The following is a 17,213-nucleotide window of genomic DNA, read 5'->3' on the forward strand; positions in this document are numbered from 1 at the left end:
GTGTAATAATTTACCACGAAAACTATTACATTACAAAACACCACAAGAGGTCTTTTTAGAAGAAGTTAATAAAATAGTGGATTTAAGTACTGTTCAATTTCATATTGCAATTTAAGAATACCAAAAAAATATATGACCAATTGATATTTTAAGCTTTTAGCTATCACCTTTTCTGAAGGATTTGTAACAGCTGTGATAAGTTTATTGGGTATGGAATATCTTATATTTTATAGACAATACGGGCTTAATAGCTTATGATTGCTATATAGTAGTTTTTCTCATTAGGAGGTTCCCATGGCAGTAGATGTTTCTAGAACACAAGATGTGTATAAAGATGCTGGCAAAAGTGTCAACTTTACAACGTTGTTATTAAAACGCGAGAATCATGCTGCAGAGCTTGAAGTAATTCAAGATATGGCTGATAGAATTCAAGCGATTAAACGGTCTGTTAGTATTCGTGCTAACAATTCTGGTTTAGCAATTGCTTTTGGTTTTAGCCGTAAAGCATGGGATTATTTATTCCCTAATGCACTAGTACCAAAAGAATTAGAAGATTTTACGGGCATTAAAGGGGATAAACAAGACGTACCTGCTGTACCGGCTGATCTGTTCCTTCATGTTCGTTCTAATGATGAATCTGTTACGTACACAGTAGTCGATCAAATTATGGAATTCCTACGTCCTATTACAACTGTGGTAGATGAAACTCACGGCTTCCACTATGAACAAGGTCGTGCCATTATTGACTTCGTTGATGGTACGGAAAATCCTGTAGGTGAAGAGTCGGTAGAGTGGGGCGTTATTGGTGACGAAGATCCTGAATTCACCAATGGTTCCTACGCATTTGCTCAAAAATATGAACATGACCTTGATGCGTGGCGTGCACTTCCTACAGAGATGCAAGAGAAGTTTATTGGTCGACGTAAATTCAGTGATATTGAGCTTGAAGATGATGAGAAAGATCCGGCAGCTCACAATGTAGTAGCTCAAGATAATCGCAATGATGAAGAGCATAAAATCGTTCGTATGAATGTGCCATTTGCACAACCTGGCCAAGGTGTACGTGGTACATACTTTATCGGGTATGCTCGTTACTGGGATGTAACGAAAACAATGCTTACTAATATGTTTACTCAAAACGATAAGTTGTTAGACTACTCTAAACCGATTACAGGCATGTTATTCTTCATTCCATCCCTTGATACATTAGATGCGATAGCAGAAGGTGAACTATAATCGATTTGAACGTATAGGATTGCCAACTTTAATATTCCTAAAATAGGTCAAATAACAGGTTAATTACATTCGTTAAATCTTTATATAATAAAAATAATATATTATTCTATAGAAGCGCCCCCTTTAGGGCGCTTTTATGCTATAATAAATCTATTAGACTCGTAAAAATACATTGTAGTTATGAATGAGGTATTCCATGAATTATACTAGCACCCGCGGTACCGTTGCGGTAAATGAAACATATGCATTGTTGCACGGCTTAGCAGAGGATGGTGGTCTATACGTACCATCTCTATTCCCTACAAACTGCTTAACTTACAATGATGTGAAAGATAAAAACTATCAAGAGGTAGCAGCTGTTGTATTAGCTAAGTTGTTCCCATGCTTCTCTGAGGCTCATTTAAATGAAATGATCAACTCTGCTTATTGTGATGCTAACTTTAGCACACGCGATATTGCGCCAATGCATTCCTTATTGGAGAAAGTGTCTGTATTGGAACTATTCCACGGCCGCACACAAGCTTTCAAAGATATGGCATTATCTTTATTTCCATACCTTTTAGTAGCCGCTAAAGAAGCAGAGGGTGAGAAAAAAGAGGTTCTTATCTTAACTGCTACATCTGGTGATACCGGTAAAGCTGCACTTGAAGGCTTTAAAGATGTGCCTGGTACACATATCCAAGTATTCTACCCAACAGATGGCGTAAGCCCAATGCAAGCTGAGCAAATGCAAAAGCAAGAAGGAGAGAACGTTAATGTAACTGCTATTCATGGCAACTTTGACGATGCTCAACAATTCTTGAAACGTTTATTTGTAGATAAAGAAACGGCAGAAGCTGTAGCTGAAAAAGGTGTTATGTTCTCTAGTGCGAACTCCATTAACATCGGCCGTTTGGCACCGCAAGTTGTGTACTATGTAAATGCCTATGCTGAGCTCGTAGCACAAGGTGCCATCCATGAAGACGAAGCTTTTAACGTAGTTGTTCCAACAGGTAACTTCGGTAATATCTTGGCTGCTTATTATGCTAAGAAAATGGGTATTCCTATTGGCAAATTGATTTGTGCATCTAATCAAAATAACGTACTTACTGATTTCTTTGAAAATGGTACATACGATATGAATCGTCCGTTCTATACGACGATTTCTCCGTCCATGGATATTCTTGAATCCTCTAACTTTGAACGATTCTTGTACTATATTTCTGGTGAAGATAGTGAACGTACAGCAGGGTGGATGAAAGATCTTAAGTCTACTGGTAAATTGACTGTTAACGAAGAAGAGTTTAAACGTGTTAAAGCTAATTTTGCTGGGGCTTATGTTAGTGATGAAGAAACAAAAGCAATCATTCAACAAGTATACAATTCTTATGGTTATGTAATGGACCCTCATACGGCGGTTGCTATGGGTGCGTACATGAAGGAATTGGAAAAACATCCTGAAGATGGTGCTCGTCATACTGTAATTGCATCTACTGCACATCCGTTCAAATTCCCTACACCAATCTGTGAGGCGTTGGACATTAAGGTGGGTGAGACTCCTTATGAAAGCTTAGATAATATCTCTGCTGTAACAGGTGTTGCATTCCCTAAACAATTAGAAGCATTACGCTCTAAACCATTGCGTTTTACAAAAGCAATCGATAAAGAGAATATGAAGCAAGAAATCTTAGATTTTGTAAATACATTCTCTAAATAATACAATGCCGCCTTTCGTTCGAAGGGCGGCATATATTTTGTTAAGGGTCCGTATGATTTAGTGGATAGTATGATTTAGGGGCGTATTATTTTAACTTGTGTGGTTAAGTTAATATAGTAGTATTATTACTGGATTTTTCTATAAAATACTACATGGGAGTATATAGGGAGGTAGTATGGCTAAAAAAGGCCTAATGTATGCACTGCTGTCGGCTCTCTTGTTGAGTACGATGAATTTGTTTGTAAAAATGCTAGGCTCTAATATTCCGTCTGGGGAAATTGCTTTCTTCCGCGGCTTATTTGGTACTATAGCAGTTCTTATAGTTATGTATACGCAAGGCATTCGCTTCTCCAAAAAGAATAGAGGTTATCTTATCATGCGCGGTCTTTACGGGGGCTTTGGCATGGTATGTAACTTTATTGCATTGGTGCATTTAAAGTTGTCCGATGCAACGATTCTATTTCAAACATCTGGTATATTTGTCCTCATATTTAGTTCTGTATTCCTTAAGGAACGTGTGCCTAAAGGGGCAGGCAAGTGGCTTCTTTTAATCTTTATAGCTGTAATGGTAATGGTAAATCCATTTAGCTTTACTGGTTTTACTTGGTATGCCTTGGTGGCGATATTAGGTGCCGCCTTGTCTGCAGGGGCTTATACGACGATCCGATTGATTTCTAAGCGTGGTCAACATAGTAATTTTGAAATTATGGCTTATTTCATGATTACTGGTATGATTGCAGGTTTAGTGACAACTGATACACTGGTTATGCCACAAGGTACGGATTGGCTGATCATATTAGCTATTGGTGGTATCAGTGTGGTGGCTCAGTTCTTCTTAACAGGTGCCTTTGTTACCACAAATGCCGTAGTGGCTCAATTCTTACAATACGTTGGCGTATTCATTAGTTCCTTTTATGGATTCTTGTTCTTTGGTGAAAGCTTATCCATCGAAACCGTTGGGGCTGGTATTGCTATGTTTGTGTCCTCTGTTATGTTAGCACGCCTTAAAGAACAAAGTGGACCCTTAAAGGAAGGCAAGGTTATAGAGGATAAAATTAAATAAATGTCGAATATATACAATATAGTCGATTCTTAGAAGTCGAAATGATACCGCCTGCATTTATTGCTGTTATAGAACGGGCTAAAGTCCTTTCAGTAGGTATAAACCTATAATAGTATATAGGACTATAAATTATTATTTCTAATTAATAGAGTCTAACCGATGTAGGATTAGACTCTATTTTTTACGTATTCCCAATACAATTTTTACGGAAATATACAATGATATGGTGCGAAAAGTACGCATGATTGCTGGTTTATTACAATAATAGATAGAGTTATGAAAAACTATATTAAATAAATTCGAAAAACTACATCGAAAATTCTTGACATCTCTTCATCTTTCTTTTATGATTAGTACAGTTATTAACGCATTCTCAATTAAACGTATCTAGGAGTAGTGAAATGAAAGAATTTTTGAACGATTTTAAAACTTTTGCATTCAAAGGTAACATGATGGACCTAGCTATTGGTATGATTATCGGTGCTGCATTCACAGCGTTGGTTAATTCCGTTGTAAGCAACTTGTTCATGCCTATTATCAGCTTGTTCACAGGTGGTATTGATTTCAGTAACTTGTACTTGCCATTAAGTGCTGCATCTAGAGATGCATATATGGCTGGTGCTGATATTGCTACAGCTCGTGCAGCTGGTTCTGTATTGCCATATGGTACATTCATTACTGATTTGATTCAATTCTTAATCTTGGCGTTCGTTGTATTCTTGATGGTTCGCGCATTAGCTAAATTAATGAAAAGCACAAAAGAAGAAGAAGCTGCTGAAGCACCAGCAACTAAAGAATGTCAATTCTGTAAAACAGAAATTCATGTTGATGCAGTTAAATGTCCTAACTGTACAGCAGATTTGAACTAATTCAAACTAAAATGCTAAATTAAAGGAGTAAGGCTTGGGCCTTACTCCTTTTTGTTGTATTACGCTAGCTTTCTAGTATAAAATATAAGTATAATAATAGAATTCTTATGGGAGGGCTGCATATGGAACAAAAACCTCTAGTAGTAGTAAATGGACTCGTTCGCAAGGATGCGATTGCATATTTAAAAGAGCACGTAGAAGTGCGCCAATGGACTGAAAAGACAGTGATGCCCCGGGAGACATTAAAAGAATGGCTCGTTGATGCGGATGGATTGTGGTGTGTTCGTCCTTTAGATGTAGATGGTGATCTTGTAAAAAATGCACCTAATTTAAAGGTTATTGCTCAGGCTGCTGTTGGTTATGACAATGTAAATATTGATGAATTGACAGCTGCAGGTATTCCGTATGGTAATACGCCAGGCGTTTTAAATGAAACAGTAGCAGAGCTTGCTTTTACCTTGATTGCAACTGCAAGTCGTCGTATTTTGGAAAATGCTAATTTTGTAAAAGAAGGTCGTTGGGCGCAACGTCCATCTAATATTAAAGGGTTTGATTTGAGTCGTCGTACCCTCGGCATCATTGGCATGGGTGCTATAGGTGTATCTATTTCTCGCCGTGCTCGTGCTTTTGGTATGACTGTGGTATATCATAATCGCAATCAACGTTTAGATGACAAGATTCATAAAACTACGTATATGGAGCTTGATGATTTATTGGCTACTAGCGATGTAGTATGCGTGATGGCACCATTAACAGATGAAACGTATCACATGTGCGATGAAGCGTTTTTCAAGAAAATGAAGAATACAGCACTATTTGTCAACGTGGGTCGAGGTCCTATCGTAGATACGGATGCGCTTATTAATGCACTTAAAACAGGTGAAATCGATTATGCAGCGCTAGACGTAACAGATCCAGAACCACTACCTGCTGATCATCCATTGTTAGAGGTAGACAACTGCCTCATCGTACCACATATTGGTTCTTACACAGATAGAACTCGTTATGATATGTCTATTTTGACAGCTGATAATATTATTGCTGGTGTTCATAAGAAACCGTTAAAGACTTGTGTCAACGAAGAAGTAAATTATAAAAAGCCACAACTTGATGTAGAAGCTGCATTAGAAGAGTTAAAAAAAGCTGGCGTTGATTTAACTGACTTTGATTAAAATCACAAGACCCTAAAAGATATGCGGTTTTATACAAAATATGGTAAAATAAAAGAATATTTATCCTATGGAGGTTAGAACGTTGGAACATAAAGATATTGAAAAAACTGTAGCGCCTGAAGAAGTTGTTTCTGTCAACTTTATCGAAGCTATCATCAACAAAGATAACGAAACTGGTAAATACGGTGGTCGTGTATTAACACGCTTCCCGCCAGAACCAAATGGCTATTTGCATATTGGCCATGCTAAGTCTATCTGCCTTAACTTTGGTATTGGCAAACAGTACAACGGCTTAACAAATCTTCGTTTTGATGATACAAACCCAGCAAAAGAAGATATTGAATACGTAAACTCCATTATGGAAGATGTAAAATGGCTCGGCTTTGAATGGAATGGCGAGGTTCGCTATGCATCTGACTACTTTGGTAAAATGTACGAATATGCTAAGAAATTGATTTCTCTTGGCAAAGCCTATGTAGATGACCAAACTGCAGAGGAAATCAAACAAACTCGTGGTGATTTCTCTACACCTGGTATCAATAGCCCTTACCGTGATCGTAGCATAGAAGAAAATTTGAAACTCTTTGAAGAGATGAAAGACGGTAAATACGCTGATGGTGAAAAGGTATTGCGTGCAAAGATCGATATGGCACATCCTAATATCGTTATGCGTGACCCTGTTATTTATCGTATTGTAAAAGCTGAACATCACAATACAGGTAATGAATGGGTAATCTACCCTATGTACGATTATGCTCATCCTATCGAAGATGCTATTGAACGTATTACTCATTCTATTTGTACATTGGAGTTCGAAGTTCACCGCCCATTATATGATTGGGTATTAGAGGACTGGGACGATACTGAAATTCCACAACAAATTGAGTTTGCTCGATTGAATGTAACTAAAATGGTTATGTCTAAACGTAAATTGCGTGCACTTGTTGAGGCTGGCCTAGTAGCTGGTTGGGATGATCCTCGTATGCCTACTATTTCTGGCTTGCGCCGTCGTGGTTATACTCCTGAAGCCATTCGTGATTTCTGTGACCGCATTGGTGTAGCTAAGGCTGACAGTGTAGTAGACATTGCATTACTTGAGTTCTGTATCCGAGAGGATTTAAAACTTAAAGCTATGCGTCCAATGGTTGTTGTTGATCCTGTGAAAGTTGTCATCACAAACTATCCAGAAGGTCAAACAGAACTTGTAACAGTTGAAAATAACCCTGAAAACGAAGAACTTGGCAACCGTGAAGTTGTATTTGGTCGTAAAATCTATATTGAACGCAATGATTTTATGGAAGAGCCTGTTAAGAAATTCTTCCGTTTGGCACCAGGTAAAGAAGTACGCTTGAAAGGCGCTTATTTCATTACATGCACTGATGTTATTAAAGATGAAAATGGTAATATTACAGAAATTCACTGTACATATGATCCTGAAACTAAGAGCGGTAGTGGTTGCACACGTAAAGTAAAAGGTACATTGCACTGGGTTGAAGCATCTACAGCAGTAGATATCGAATCCCGCTTGTATGATTACTTGCTCAAAGAAGACTCTGACGGTAAAGACTTCTTAGGTGACTTCAATCATGAGTCCTTACAAGTATTCAATAGTAAAGGTGAAGCTTGTCTTGCTACAACTGTACCTGGCGATCATTTCCAATTCTTACGTCAAGGTTACTTTGTAACTGATAAAGATAGTACACCAGATCATATCGTCATGAACCGCATTGTTGGTTTGCGCGATAGCTGGGCTAAAGAACAAAAGAAATAATATTGCATGTATGCAAATTGCTAAGATGCTATTAAAGAACCGCCCTCGGTGGGCGGTTCTTTAATACTGTGTTGTTATAAGAAATAATTTCTTCCAAATAGGGTATTAGAGTACTTTAACCTATAGTTGTTGTTAGAAATTTTAACCGATTGTTAGAGCTACTCTAGTTGTTGTATTGATAATTTATTATGAATATGTTTTATTGAGGAGAACTATGAAAAAATTAGTATTACTTGCTACGGCAGCGGCTGTATTAGTATCTGTACCAGCTGTTGGTTCTGCAGCAAATATTAAGTCTATTTTAAATAGAAATCAAACGGTAACATACCAAGGTGTTAACTTGCCTGAAGGTGTTACCATGTATAAAAATAATCCTAAAGCTTTATTTGCTGGTGATGCTAAAAAGGATGTAAAGTCTGTTCTTATTGAAGCCGGTGCAACTTCTGCAGATGTATATACATTAAATATTAAAAACGAAAATGAAATGCATTATGCAGTGTATGGTAATGTAGTATTAGGTAAACAGTTATCCAGTCGCATGAGTGAAACAAAACATGTAAATGCTGATTCATCTGCCCTTGGTGCATTAGCTGCTGCTATTAACAAGGGGGATAGCCCAGTACTTGGTACTTTTACAGTAGTAAAACCATTAGTAAAACAAGGTAATGCCTATGAGGGTACATTAAAATATAAAAGTATAGCTAATAATAATTCTTATAATGAAATCTTACATATTAACCTTTCTGAAGATAAATATACGGGCCCGAATGCACGATTTATCGCTATTGATGAAGCTAATGATGCTGTAGTTTTCCCTAAAGTGAAAGGTTTGCTTAATGCCAAAAAATAAATAATTATTGAAAATATATATCAATTATTCTTGACAATTCTTCTCATCAAGAGTACTATGAGCATATAGGAATTATTCTCATTAGAGGGGATTCTGACGATGTGCAACAGGCAGGTACTATTATGATGAATTCAATTGACCATATCATTGGATATCATTGTGCACCGGCAATTCGAGGCATCAAGCTTTCGAATTTGGTTTCTATTCCGCGGGACATGAATGAACAAATCCAATTTGTATTGACAGAATATAATAAAGAGTTCAATGAAAAAGGACTGTTCTTCTTTGAATTATGTCGCTGTAAAGCGCGTAGACTATTATTGGTATTCCGTGAGAAACAATTACGAGACTATGTACGGCAACCTGCAGTTATGACATTTTTGAAAGCCTACGGTTATCATGATCGCATGAGCATTATGGAGATGCTTGAGCATCTTAGATATCGTATGGAGGCAAGCATTGATTTTCCGCATGAAATCGGAGTATTTCTAGGTTATCCATTAAAAGATGTAAAATGTTTCATTTCACGTCGTGGCAACGGATACCGTATGTGTGGAGAGTGGAAAGTATACCATGATGTGGTAGACGCACAGCGCTCTTTCTTATGTTACAAAGCATGTCGTGATTTTTGTCAAACTCAATTGATGTTGGGAAAAACATTTAGTTCATTGGTCGCAAGAACGGCCTAGGAGGTACAAGATGATTGGTGTAATTTTTTGGTCCGGTACAGGCAATACAGAAAAAATGGCTTATGAAGTAGCTGAAGGTATTAAGGCTGCAGGTCAAGAAGTTGAAGTAAAATCTGTTTCTGAAGTATCCGTAGATGACGCAGCAGCTTACGAAAAACTAGCTCTTGGCTGCGCTGATATGGGTGCGGAACAATTAGAAGAAGGCGAATTTGAACCATTCTATACAGAATTAGAAGCTAAATTGGGTGGCAAAAAAGTAGCAATCTTTGGCTCCTATGGTTGGGGTGGTACTTGGTTAGAAGACTGGGGCACTCGTATTAAAGATGCTGGTGGCGAATTAGTAGCTGATGGCGTAGCACTTCTAGGTGAACCTGATGATGATGGTAAAGCTCAATGCCAAGAATTAGGTAAAACTTTAGCGAACGCTTAATTAATTTCAACAATATGCAAAGGCTGTAATAACGATAAATTCGTTATTACAGCCTTTTTTACATTTATTATATATAACATCGATGTTTCAATCAGAACGAAAATTTTCTTTCCCATGAATACAAAGAATATTTATAAAGCAGATATAAAAATCTCGATATAGATATGAAGAATACGCATTATTTCTATAGAATTACACAATTTTTAGTTTTTTAAAAACTTGATTTTTAGTTATCAAAAAAAATGATAATTAAAAAATAATGTGATGAAAAACACAATGTTTATATATGTTTTTTGCTATTGGTAAATATGCTTGCATAATTATAAATAACTTTAATGCATGTTATTGTTGCATTTTTGTGTATATAGAACTATAATCAAGTTAAGAAACCTAACAAAAAATTAGGTTGCTACAAAATTAGTTAGAATGTATCTCAGCATACTAATTAATTTGCAGGCTGAAGCTTTCAGTCGACTAAATAGTAACCATTACCGATGAGAGGGAGGTTATTTTATGAGTACACTAGAACGATTACAGGTGATAGCTCATGGGTTGGCCATTCAATTTGGACCATCTTGTGAAGTACTGATACATGACTTACAAGGTGATCTTGATACATCACTTGTATATATAGAAAATGGTACAATAACGAATCGCCATGTTGGCGATGGTCCATCACATGTAGTTTTAGATGTACTCAACTATGATGATGGTAGTGAAGGTAGATTTGGGTATCTAACAAAAACTAAGGATGGACGGATATTAAAATCCTCTACCATGTATATCCGTGATGATGATGGCAATATTGCATACTTGTTAGGAATCAATCAGGATATAACAGAGTTTGTTATGATGCATCGATCACTCGAAAGTCTTATAGGCATAGGCCAAGCTGAGGCTGGCACTGTTGAAAAAATTACTACAAGTGTATCGGAACTATTAGATGATTTACTACTAGAAGCAGAACGGTTGGTTGGTAAACCTGGACCACTTATGAATAAAGTAGAACGGCTAAAGGCTATTAGCTACTTAAATGAAAAAGGGGCTTTTCTTATCTCGAAATCTTCAGAAAAGATTGCGGAGTATTTCAATATTTCTAAGTTTACTCTTTATAGTGATTTAAATACTGTAAAGGAAGAATCCTAGGAGGCAAATATGGACCGAATTCAGTGGAAACGTAATACGATGGCACCATCTAGTGACAAGTTCTTGTCCGTTATGGATGTTAGAGAAATCAAGAAAGCTAAAGCGTTTCATGAAAGTTTTCCACAATATAGTGTAACTCCACTAGTATCACTAGAAAAATTAGCATCTCATATCGGAGTTGATTCTCTCTTTGTGAAAGATGAGTCTTACCGCTTTGGCCTTAATGCTTTTAAGGTATTAGGTGGCTCCTATGCGATGGCAAAATATGTAGCACAACAAACCGGTAAAAATGTTGAAGATGTACCATACGATGTGTTAACATCTCCGCAATTAAAAGAAGAATTTGGTCAAGCTACATTCTTTACTGCTACTGATGGTAACCACGGTCGTGGCGTAGCATGGGCTGCTAATAAATTAGGTCAAAAAGCTGTAGTATTCATGCCTAAAGGCTCTACAGAATATCGTAGAAAACAAATTGAAAATGAAGGTGCTACCGTAACAATCGAAGAATTTAACTACGATGAATGTGTACGGTTAGCAACTAAAAAATCTAAAGAGGTTCCAAATGGTGTTGTAGTTCAAGATACAGCTTGGGAAGGTTACGAAGAAATTCCAAACTGGATCATGCAAGGTTATGGCACAATGGCTATGGAAACAGCAGAACAGTTAGAAGCTGCAAACTGCAAGGTACCAACTCACGTAGTTGTACAAGCTGGTGTAGGTTCTTTAGCAGGTTCTGTAGTGGGCTACTTCACTAATTTATATAGCAATGCAGCTAAGAAGCCTAAATTGGTAGTTGTAGAAGCTCAAGCAGCAGCGTGCTTATACAAAGGGGCTGTAGCTGATGATGGTAATCCTCGTATCGTTGAGGGTGATTTAGATACAATCATGGCAGGGCTTGCATGTGGCGAACCAAATACAGTTTCTTGGGATATTTTAAGAAACCATGCGGATGTGTTCGTATCTGCTCCTGATTGGGTAGCAAGACTTGGGATGCGCGTTGGTGGGGCACCAATTAAAGGTGATACACCAATTACGACCGGTGAATCTGGTGCAGTTCCACTAGGTCTTGTAACGGCAATTATGACAATGCCAGAATATGAAGACTTACGCAAGGAATTAGAATTAGATGCGTCTTCAAAGGTGCTCTGCTTCTCCACTGAAGGTGATACAGACCCTGAAAGATATAAAAACATTATGTGGTACGGTGAAGATCGTTAGGAGGCATTAATTATGGATTTACAAGCAATTAAACAAGCAGCAGCAACTTATGGACCAGCGATGACCAAGTTCTTACGTGAAATCGTAGCTTTCCCTGGTGAAAGTGCTGAAGAAAAAGAGCACGTTCTACGCATTGAAAAAGAAATGAAAGACCTTGGCTTCGACGAAGTTGAAATAGACCCAATGGGTAACATTCTTGGTTACATGGGTACTGGTAAAACCCTAATTGCCTTCGACGCTCATATCGATACTGTAGGTATTGGTAATCGCGATAACTGGAACTTCGATCCTTATGAAGGTTTCGAAGATGAAACTAAAATCGGTGGTCGTGGTGTATCTGACCAATTAGGTGGTATCGTATCCGCTGTATACGGCGCTAAAATCATGAAAGATTTAGGCCTTCTAAACGATAAATATCGCGTACTTGTTGTAGGTACAGTTCAAGAAGAAGACTGCGATGGTCTTTGCTGGGAATACATGATTAAAGAACGAAATATTCGTCCTGAATTCGTAGTATCCACTGAGCCAACTGACGGCGGTATCTACCGTGGTCAACGTGGTCGTATGGAAATCCGCGTAGACGTACAAGGCGTATCTTGCCACGGTTCTGCTCCAGAACGCGGTGACAACGCTATCTACAAAATGGCAGACATTCTTCAAGATATCCGTGAATTGAATGCTAACTCTGCTGATGAAAGCACAAAAATCAAAGGTCTTGTAAAAATGCTTGATCCTAAATTCAACCCTGACCACTATGAAGAAGCTCGCTTCTTAGGTCGCGGTACTGTAACTGCTTCCCAAATCTTCTACACTTCCCCAAGCCGTTGTGCAGTTGCTGACTCTTGCGCTATTTCCTTGGACCGTCGTATGACTTCTGGTGAAACATGGCAATCCTGCTTGGCAGAAATCGAAGCATTACCACATGTTCAAAAATATGGTGCGAAAGTATCCATGTACGAATATGCTCGTCCATCCTGGACTGGTTTAATTTATCCAATCGAATGTTACTTCCCAACTTGGGTGATTCCAAAAGATCACAAAGTAACAGAAGCTTTGGAAGAAGCTTACACTAGCTTGTATGGCAACGAACGTATCGGTGCAGAAGACACAGTTGAAATGCGTAAAGCTCGCCCATTGACTGACAAATGGACATTCTCCACTAACGGCGTATCCATCATGGGTCGTAACGGCATCCCTTGCATCGGCTTCGGTCCTGGCGCAGAAGCTCAAGCACATGCTCCTAACGAAATCACATGGAAACAAGACCTTGTTACATGTGCAGCTGTATATGCATTATTACCATCCGTATACTGCAAAGACTAATATCACCCATAAATTGAATTAGATCTATTTTAAACGGATATAACTACAAAATAGTTAATTATTAAGGATTTAATATGGTACCTCACCATTTGATGAGGTACCATATAAAGTTAGATTCTAAGTAGCCCTTTAGGGAATTGAAAGAGAGGACTTACAGATGACAGACTTCAATAAAAGTATTGAAACTTTACAAAAATTAGACGTTAGCAAAATGTATGGCGAAGATTTCTTCTTAACTTGGGAAAAATCTGATGACGAATTACAAGGTGTTTGGGCAGTAGCTGATGCATTACGTGCTCTTAGAGAACGCAATATCTCCACTAAAGTATTTGACAGCGGACTTGGCATTTCTTTATTCCGTGATAACTCCACAAGAACTCGCTTCTCCTTTGCTTCCGCTTGTAACCTGTTAGGTTTAGAAGTTCAAGACTTGGATGAAGGTAAATCCCAAATCGCTCACGGCGAAACAGTTCGTGAAACAGCTAACATGATCTCCTTCATGGCTGACGTTATCGGTATTCGCGATGACATGTACATCGGTAAAGGCAATGCTTACATGCGTGAAGTATCCAATGCAGTTAAAGAAGGTCATGAAGATGGCGTATTAGAACAACGACCTACACTTGTAAACTTACAATGTGATATCGACCATCCTACACAAATTATGGCTGACGCAGCTCATATCATTAAAGAATTCGGCGGTATTGAAAACCTTAAAGGTAAAAAACTTGCTATGACTTGGGCATACTCCCCATCTTATGGTAAACCTTTATCCGTACCTCAAGGTGCTATTGGTTTGTTCACTCGTCTTGGCATGGAGGTTGTATTAGCACATCCAGAAGGCTATGAAGTAATGCCAGAAGTTGAAGAAATCGCTAAAAAACAAGCTGAGGCTTGTGGCGGCTCCTTCCGTAAAACTAACGACATGAAAGACGCTTTCAAAGATGCTGACATCGTATATCCTAAGAGCTGGGCACCATTCGGCGCAATGGAAAAACGTACTAAATTGTACGGTGAAAACGACCATGAAGGTATTAAAGCATTAGAAAAAGTTCTTCTTGAAGAGAATGGTAAACATAAAGATTGGGCATGTACTGAAGAGATGATGAGTCTCACTAAAGACGGCAAAGCTCTTTACTTACATTGCTTGCCAGCAGATATTACAGGTGTAAGTTGTGAAGAAGGCGAAGTAGACGCAACAGTATTCGATCGCTACCGCATACCTCTTTACAAAGAAGCAAGCTACAAACCATATGTTATTGCAGCTATGATCTTCTTAAGTAAATTCAAAAATCCTGTAGAAACTTTAAAAGAATTAGAACGGAAGGGAACTGACCGCGTTCAACCGTAAAGTAAAGTTTAGGGGCCATCCGTGTTGATGGCTCCTTTTTATTCTTAATTATTTGTTATTTGTTACGAGGAATAACATGAGAAAAAGAGTTGTAGTAGCATTAGGTGGGAATGCATTGGGTAATTCCTTGCCAGAACAAAAAATTGCTGTAAAAAGTACTGCAAAAACAATTATTGATTTAGTTGAAGCTGATTGCGATGTAGTGGTAACTCATGGCAATGGGCCTCAAATTGGTATGATCAACAATGCGATGGCAGCATTGACTCGTGAAAAAGAAGGTCAACCAAATACTCCATTATCCGTATGCGTGGCAATGAGCCAAGCTTATATCGGTTATGACTTGCAAAATGCTCTTCACGAAGAATTATTAAATCGTGGTATTGAACATTTGCCAACTATGACAATGGTTACGCAAGTACTTGTTGATCAAAATGACCCAGCTTTCAAAAATCCTACAAAACCAATTGGTCACTTTATGACTAAGGAAGAAGCTGAATACGCAGAAAAAAATTATGATTATGTAGTAAAAGAAGATTCTGGCCGTGGCTATCGCCGTGTGGTAGCATCTCCTGCACCTAAAGAAATCATCGAGTTAGAAGCTATTAAGGGTTTAGTTGGTAAACAACTGATCGTTGCTTGTGGTGGCGGTGGTATCCCTGTAACAAGAGAAGGTAATGAACTTCATGGTGCAGCAGCCGTTATCGACAAAGACTGGACTAGTAGCTTATTGGCACAACAAATTGATGCTGATGTACTCGTTATTTTAACAGCTGTTGAAAAAGTTGCTATTAACTTTGGTAAAGAAAACGAACAATGGTTAGACGAAATCTCTGTTGAAAAAGCTAAAGAATACATCGAAGCAGGCGAGTTTGGTGAAGGCTCTATGAAACCTAAAGTAGAAGCTGCAGTAGCTTTTGCTGAATCTAAAGAAGGCCGTGTTTCCATTATTACATTATTAGAGAAATCTAAAGATGGTATAGCAGGAAAAACAGGTACACGTATCGTATTATAATAATATATAGATTTATAAGTATGCATTTTAACGTTTCGTTGAGGAGGTGCCCACATGATTATATTAGGAAAAGGTACTGTTATTACTCGCGACGCTGATAGACCTATCATTTATGATGGTGCTGTTGCTATCGACGGGACTCAAATTGTTGATATTGGTACATATGATGAGTTATGTAAAACTTATGAAAACGCAGAAATCATCGATGCTCACGGCGGATTGATTATGCCAGGTTTCATCAATGCACATCATCATATTTACTCCGCTCTTGCACGAGGCTTATCGCTGCCAGGTCCAGCACCGACTAACTTCGGTGAAATCTTGGAAGGACTTTGGTTCTACTTAGATAATAAATTGACGGCTCCTGATGTAAAAGCAAGCGCATTACTAACATATTTAGGCTGTATCGAAAATGGTGTAACCACTATTTTTGACCACCATGCTTCTTATGGTGAAGTTCATAATAGCTTATCTATTATTGCTGATGTAGCTAAACAGTTCGGCGTTCGTTCTTGTTTATGCTATGAAGTGTCTGACCGCAACGGCATAGATCAAATGAAAGCTGCTGTTGCAGAAAACGTACGCTTTGGTAAAGAAGCAAAACAAGATCCATCTAGACTTGCTGCTATGATGGGCTTACACGCATCCTTTACACTAAGCCCTGAAACATTAGATTATGTTAAAGCTCACAATGAAGATAAACTAGGTTACCATGTTCATGTTGCAGAAGGCCCTGAAGATGTGGCAGATAGTAAAGAAAAATATGGCATGACACCTGTTAGACGTCTTGTAGAGTCTGGCATTTTAGGTCCTAAGAGTATAGCAGGTCACTGCGTACACGTAACAGACCAAGATGTAGAATTATTGAAAGATTCTCAAGCTAAGGTTGTACATAACCCAGAAAGTAACATGGGTAATGCAGTAGGCACAACAGATATCTTGAAACTATTAGGTGCAGGTATCACAGTTGGTCTAGGTACAGATGGTTACACTAATGATATGCTCGAATCTTACAAAGTAGCAAACTGCCTTGTAAAACATGAGCAACATAAACCATATGTAGGTTGGGGCGAAGTTCCTCATATGCTATTTGAAAACAACCGTAAAATGGCGAATGAATTCTTCGATACTACAGTAGGTATCCTTAAAAAAGGTGCCGCGGCTGACGTAATCGTTCTTGATTACGCAGCACCAACGCCACTTGATGAAAATAACATCAATGGTCACTTATTATTCGGTGCTAATGGTATGTATGTGGTAACAACTATTAGTGATGGTGTACCACGTATGATTGATCGTAAATTACAAAGCATCGACAAAGCTGAAGTAATGAACGAAGTTTTAGCAACATCTAAAGGTTTATGGAAACGACTAAACCCATAAC

General features: G+C 38.2%; 15 protein-coding genes. All 15 read left to right on the forward strand.

Translation table 11 applies throughout. From position 1 onward, the window contains the following. Positions 1 to 294: 294 nt before the first annotated feature. The 15 genes from RWZ05_RS02875 (at position 295) to ssnA (ending at position 17,212) form a co-directional block, all read left to right on the forward strand. Positions 295 to 1,236: a Dyp-type peroxidase gene (locus RWZ05_RS02875; RefSeq protein ID WP_314641936.1), complete on the forward strand. Its 942-nt coding sequence runs from the start codon at positions 295 to 297 to the stop codon at positions 1,234 to 1,236. A gap of 196 nt (positions 1,237 to 1,432) precedes the next feature. Next, entirely contained in the window at positions 1,433 to 2,932 is a 1,500-nt protein-coding gene (gene thrC / locus RWZ05_RS02880) for a threonine synthase (protein ID WP_314641937.1), read from the forward strand. Between the two features lie 175 nt (positions 2,933 to 3,107). Continuing rightward, positions 3,108 to 3,995, forward strand: coding sequence for a DMT family transporter (locus RWZ05_RS02885; protein WP_314641939.1), 888 nt, complete (start codon positions 3,108 to 3,110; stop codon positions 3,993 to 3,995). A gap of 401 nt (positions 3,996 to 4,396) precedes the next feature. Further along, on the forward strand, positions 4,397 to 4,864 hold the full coding sequence (gene mscL / locus RWZ05_RS02890; protein WP_314641941.1) for a large conductance mechanosensitive channel protein MscL: 468 nt from the start codon (positions 4,397 to 4,399) through the stop codon (positions 4,862 to 4,864). Positions 4,865 to 4,986: 122 nt separating this feature from the next. Then, complete coding sequence (locus tag RWZ05_RS02895) at positions 4,987 to 6,036, forward strand: D-glycerate dehydrogenase (RefSeq protein WP_314641942.1); 1,050 nt, start codon at positions 4,987 to 4,989, stop codon at positions 6,034 to 6,036. Positions 6,037 to 6,118: 82 nt separating this feature from the next. Continuing rightward, entirely contained in the window at positions 6,119 to 7,807 is a 1,689-nt protein-coding gene (locus RWZ05_RS02900) for a glutamine--tRNA ligase/YqeY domain fusion protein (RefSeq protein ID WP_314641944.1), read from the forward strand. Between the two features lie 214 nt (positions 7,808 to 8,021). Then, entirely contained in the window at positions 8,022 to 8,657 is a 636-nt protein-coding gene (locus RWZ05_RS02905; protein WP_314641945.1) for a hypothetical protein, read from the forward strand. Between the two features lie 101 nt (positions 8,658 to 8,758). Then, entirely contained in the window at positions 8,759 to 9,346 is a 588-nt protein-coding gene (locus RWZ05_RS02910; RefSeq protein ID WP_314641947.1) for a DUF3793 family protein, read from the forward strand. Between the two features lie 10 nt (positions 9,347 to 9,356). After that, positions 9,357 to 9,776 carry a flavodoxin gene (locus tag RWZ05_RS02915; RefSeq protein WP_024065522.1) on the forward strand — a complete coding sequence of 140 codons (420 nt, stop codon included), beginning with the start codon at positions 9,357 to 9,359 and terminating at the stop codon, positions 9,774 to 9,776. A gap of 513 nt (positions 9,777 to 10,289) precedes the next feature. Beyond that, positions 10,290 to 10,922, forward strand: a complete 633-nt coding sequence (locus tag RWZ05_RS02920) for a helix-turn-helix transcriptional regulator (protein ID WP_314641951.1) — start codon at positions 10,290 to 10,292, stop codon at positions 10,920 to 10,922. Positions 10,923 to 10,931: 9 nt separating this feature from the next. Then, positions 10,932 to 12,143 carry a diaminopropionate ammonia-lyase gene (gene dpaL / locus RWZ05_RS02925; RefSeq protein ID WP_005385973.1) on the forward strand — a complete coding sequence of 404 codons (1,212 nt, stop codon included), beginning with the start codon at positions 10,932 to 10,934 and terminating at the stop codon, positions 12,141 to 12,143. A 12-nt stretch (positions 12,144 to 12,155) separates the two neighbouring features. After that, positions 12,156 to 13,466: a YgeY family selenium metabolism-linked hydrolase gene (locus RWZ05_RS02930; protein ID WP_314641954.1), complete on the forward strand. Its 1,311-nt coding sequence runs from the start codon at positions 12,156 to 12,158 to the stop codon at positions 13,464 to 13,466. Positions 13,467 to 13,623: 157 nt separating this feature from the next. Beyond that, positions 13,624 to 14,817 carry a knotted carbamoyltransferase YgeW gene (gene ygeW, locus RWZ05_RS02935; RefSeq protein WP_314641956.1) on the forward strand — a complete coding sequence of 398 codons (1,194 nt, stop codon included), beginning with the start codon at positions 13,624 to 13,626 and terminating at the stop codon, positions 14,815 to 14,817. Positions 14,818 to 14,893: 76 nt separating this feature from the next. Continuing rightward, a complete protein-coding gene (arcC, locus tag RWZ05_RS02940) occupies positions 14,894 to 15,829 on the forward strand; it encodes a carbamate kinase (RefSeq protein ID WP_314641958.1) in 936 nt (311 codons plus the stop codon). 54 nt (positions 15,830 to 15,883) lie between these two features. Next, positions 15,884 to 17,212 (forward strand): putative aminohydrolase SsnA, encoded by a 1,329-nt coding sequence (ssnA, locus tag RWZ05_RS02945; RefSeq protein ID WP_314641960.1) that lies wholly within the window; start codon positions 15,884 to 15,886, stop codon positions 17,210 to 17,212. Position 17,213 lies beyond the last annotated feature (1 nt).

Origin of the sequence: uncultured Veillonella sp. (assembly GCF_963543145.1) — a bacterium.
Lineage (GTDB): Bacteria > Bacillota > Negativicutes > Veillonellales > Veillonellaceae > Veillonella.

Bases quoted from the DNA above. Each gene is read 5' to 3' on its own strand.
- RWZ05_RS02895 (WP_314641942.1), top strand. From the start codon at position 4,987: ATGGAACAAAAACCTCTAGTAGTAGTAAATGGACTCGTTCGCAAGGAT.
- RWZ05_RS02915 (WP_024065522.1), top strand. From the start codon at position 9,357: ATGATTGGTGTAATTTTTTGGTCCGGTACAGGCAATACAGAAAAAATG.
- RWZ05_RS02920 (WP_314641951.1), top strand. From the start codon at position 10,290: ATGAGTACACTAGAACGATTACAGGTGATAGCTCATGGGTTGGCCATT.
- ygeW (WP_314641956.1), top strand. From the start codon at position 13,624: ATGACAGACTTCAATAAAAGTATTGAAACTTTACAAAAATTAGACGTT.
- RWZ05_RS02885 (WP_314641939.1), top strand. From the start codon at position 3,108: ATGGCTAAAAAAGGCCTAATGTATGCACTGCTGTCGGCTCTCTTGTTG.
- RWZ05_RS02875 (WP_314641936.1), top strand. From the start codon at position 295: ATGGCAGTAGATGTTTCTAGAACACAAGATGTGTATAAAGATGCTGGC.
- RWZ05_RS02905 (WP_314641945.1), top strand. From the start codon at position 8,022: ATGAAAAAATTAGTATTACTTGCTACGGCAGCGGCTGTATTAGTATCT.
- thrC (WP_314641937.1), top strand. From the start codon at position 1,433: ATGAATTATACTAGCACCCGCGGTACCGTTGCGGTAAATGAAACATAT.
- RWZ05_RS02930 (WP_314641954.1), top strand. From the start codon at position 12,156: ATGGATTTACAAGCAATTAAACAAGCAGCAGCAACTTATGGACCAGCG.
- dpaL (WP_005385973.1), top strand. From the start codon at position 10,932: ATGGACCGAATTCAGTGGAAACGTAATACGATGGCACCATCTAGTGAC.
- ssnA (WP_314641960.1), top strand. From the start codon at position 15,884: ATGATTATATTAGGAAAAGGTACTGTTATTACTCGCGACGCTGATAGA.
- arcC (WP_314641958.1), top strand. From the start codon at position 14,894: ATGAGAAAAAGAGTTGTAGTAGCATTAGGTGGGAATGCATTGGGTAAT.
- mscL (WP_314641941.1), top strand. From the start codon at position 4,397: ATGAAAGAATTTTTGAACGATTTTAAAACTTTTGCATTCAAAGGTAAC.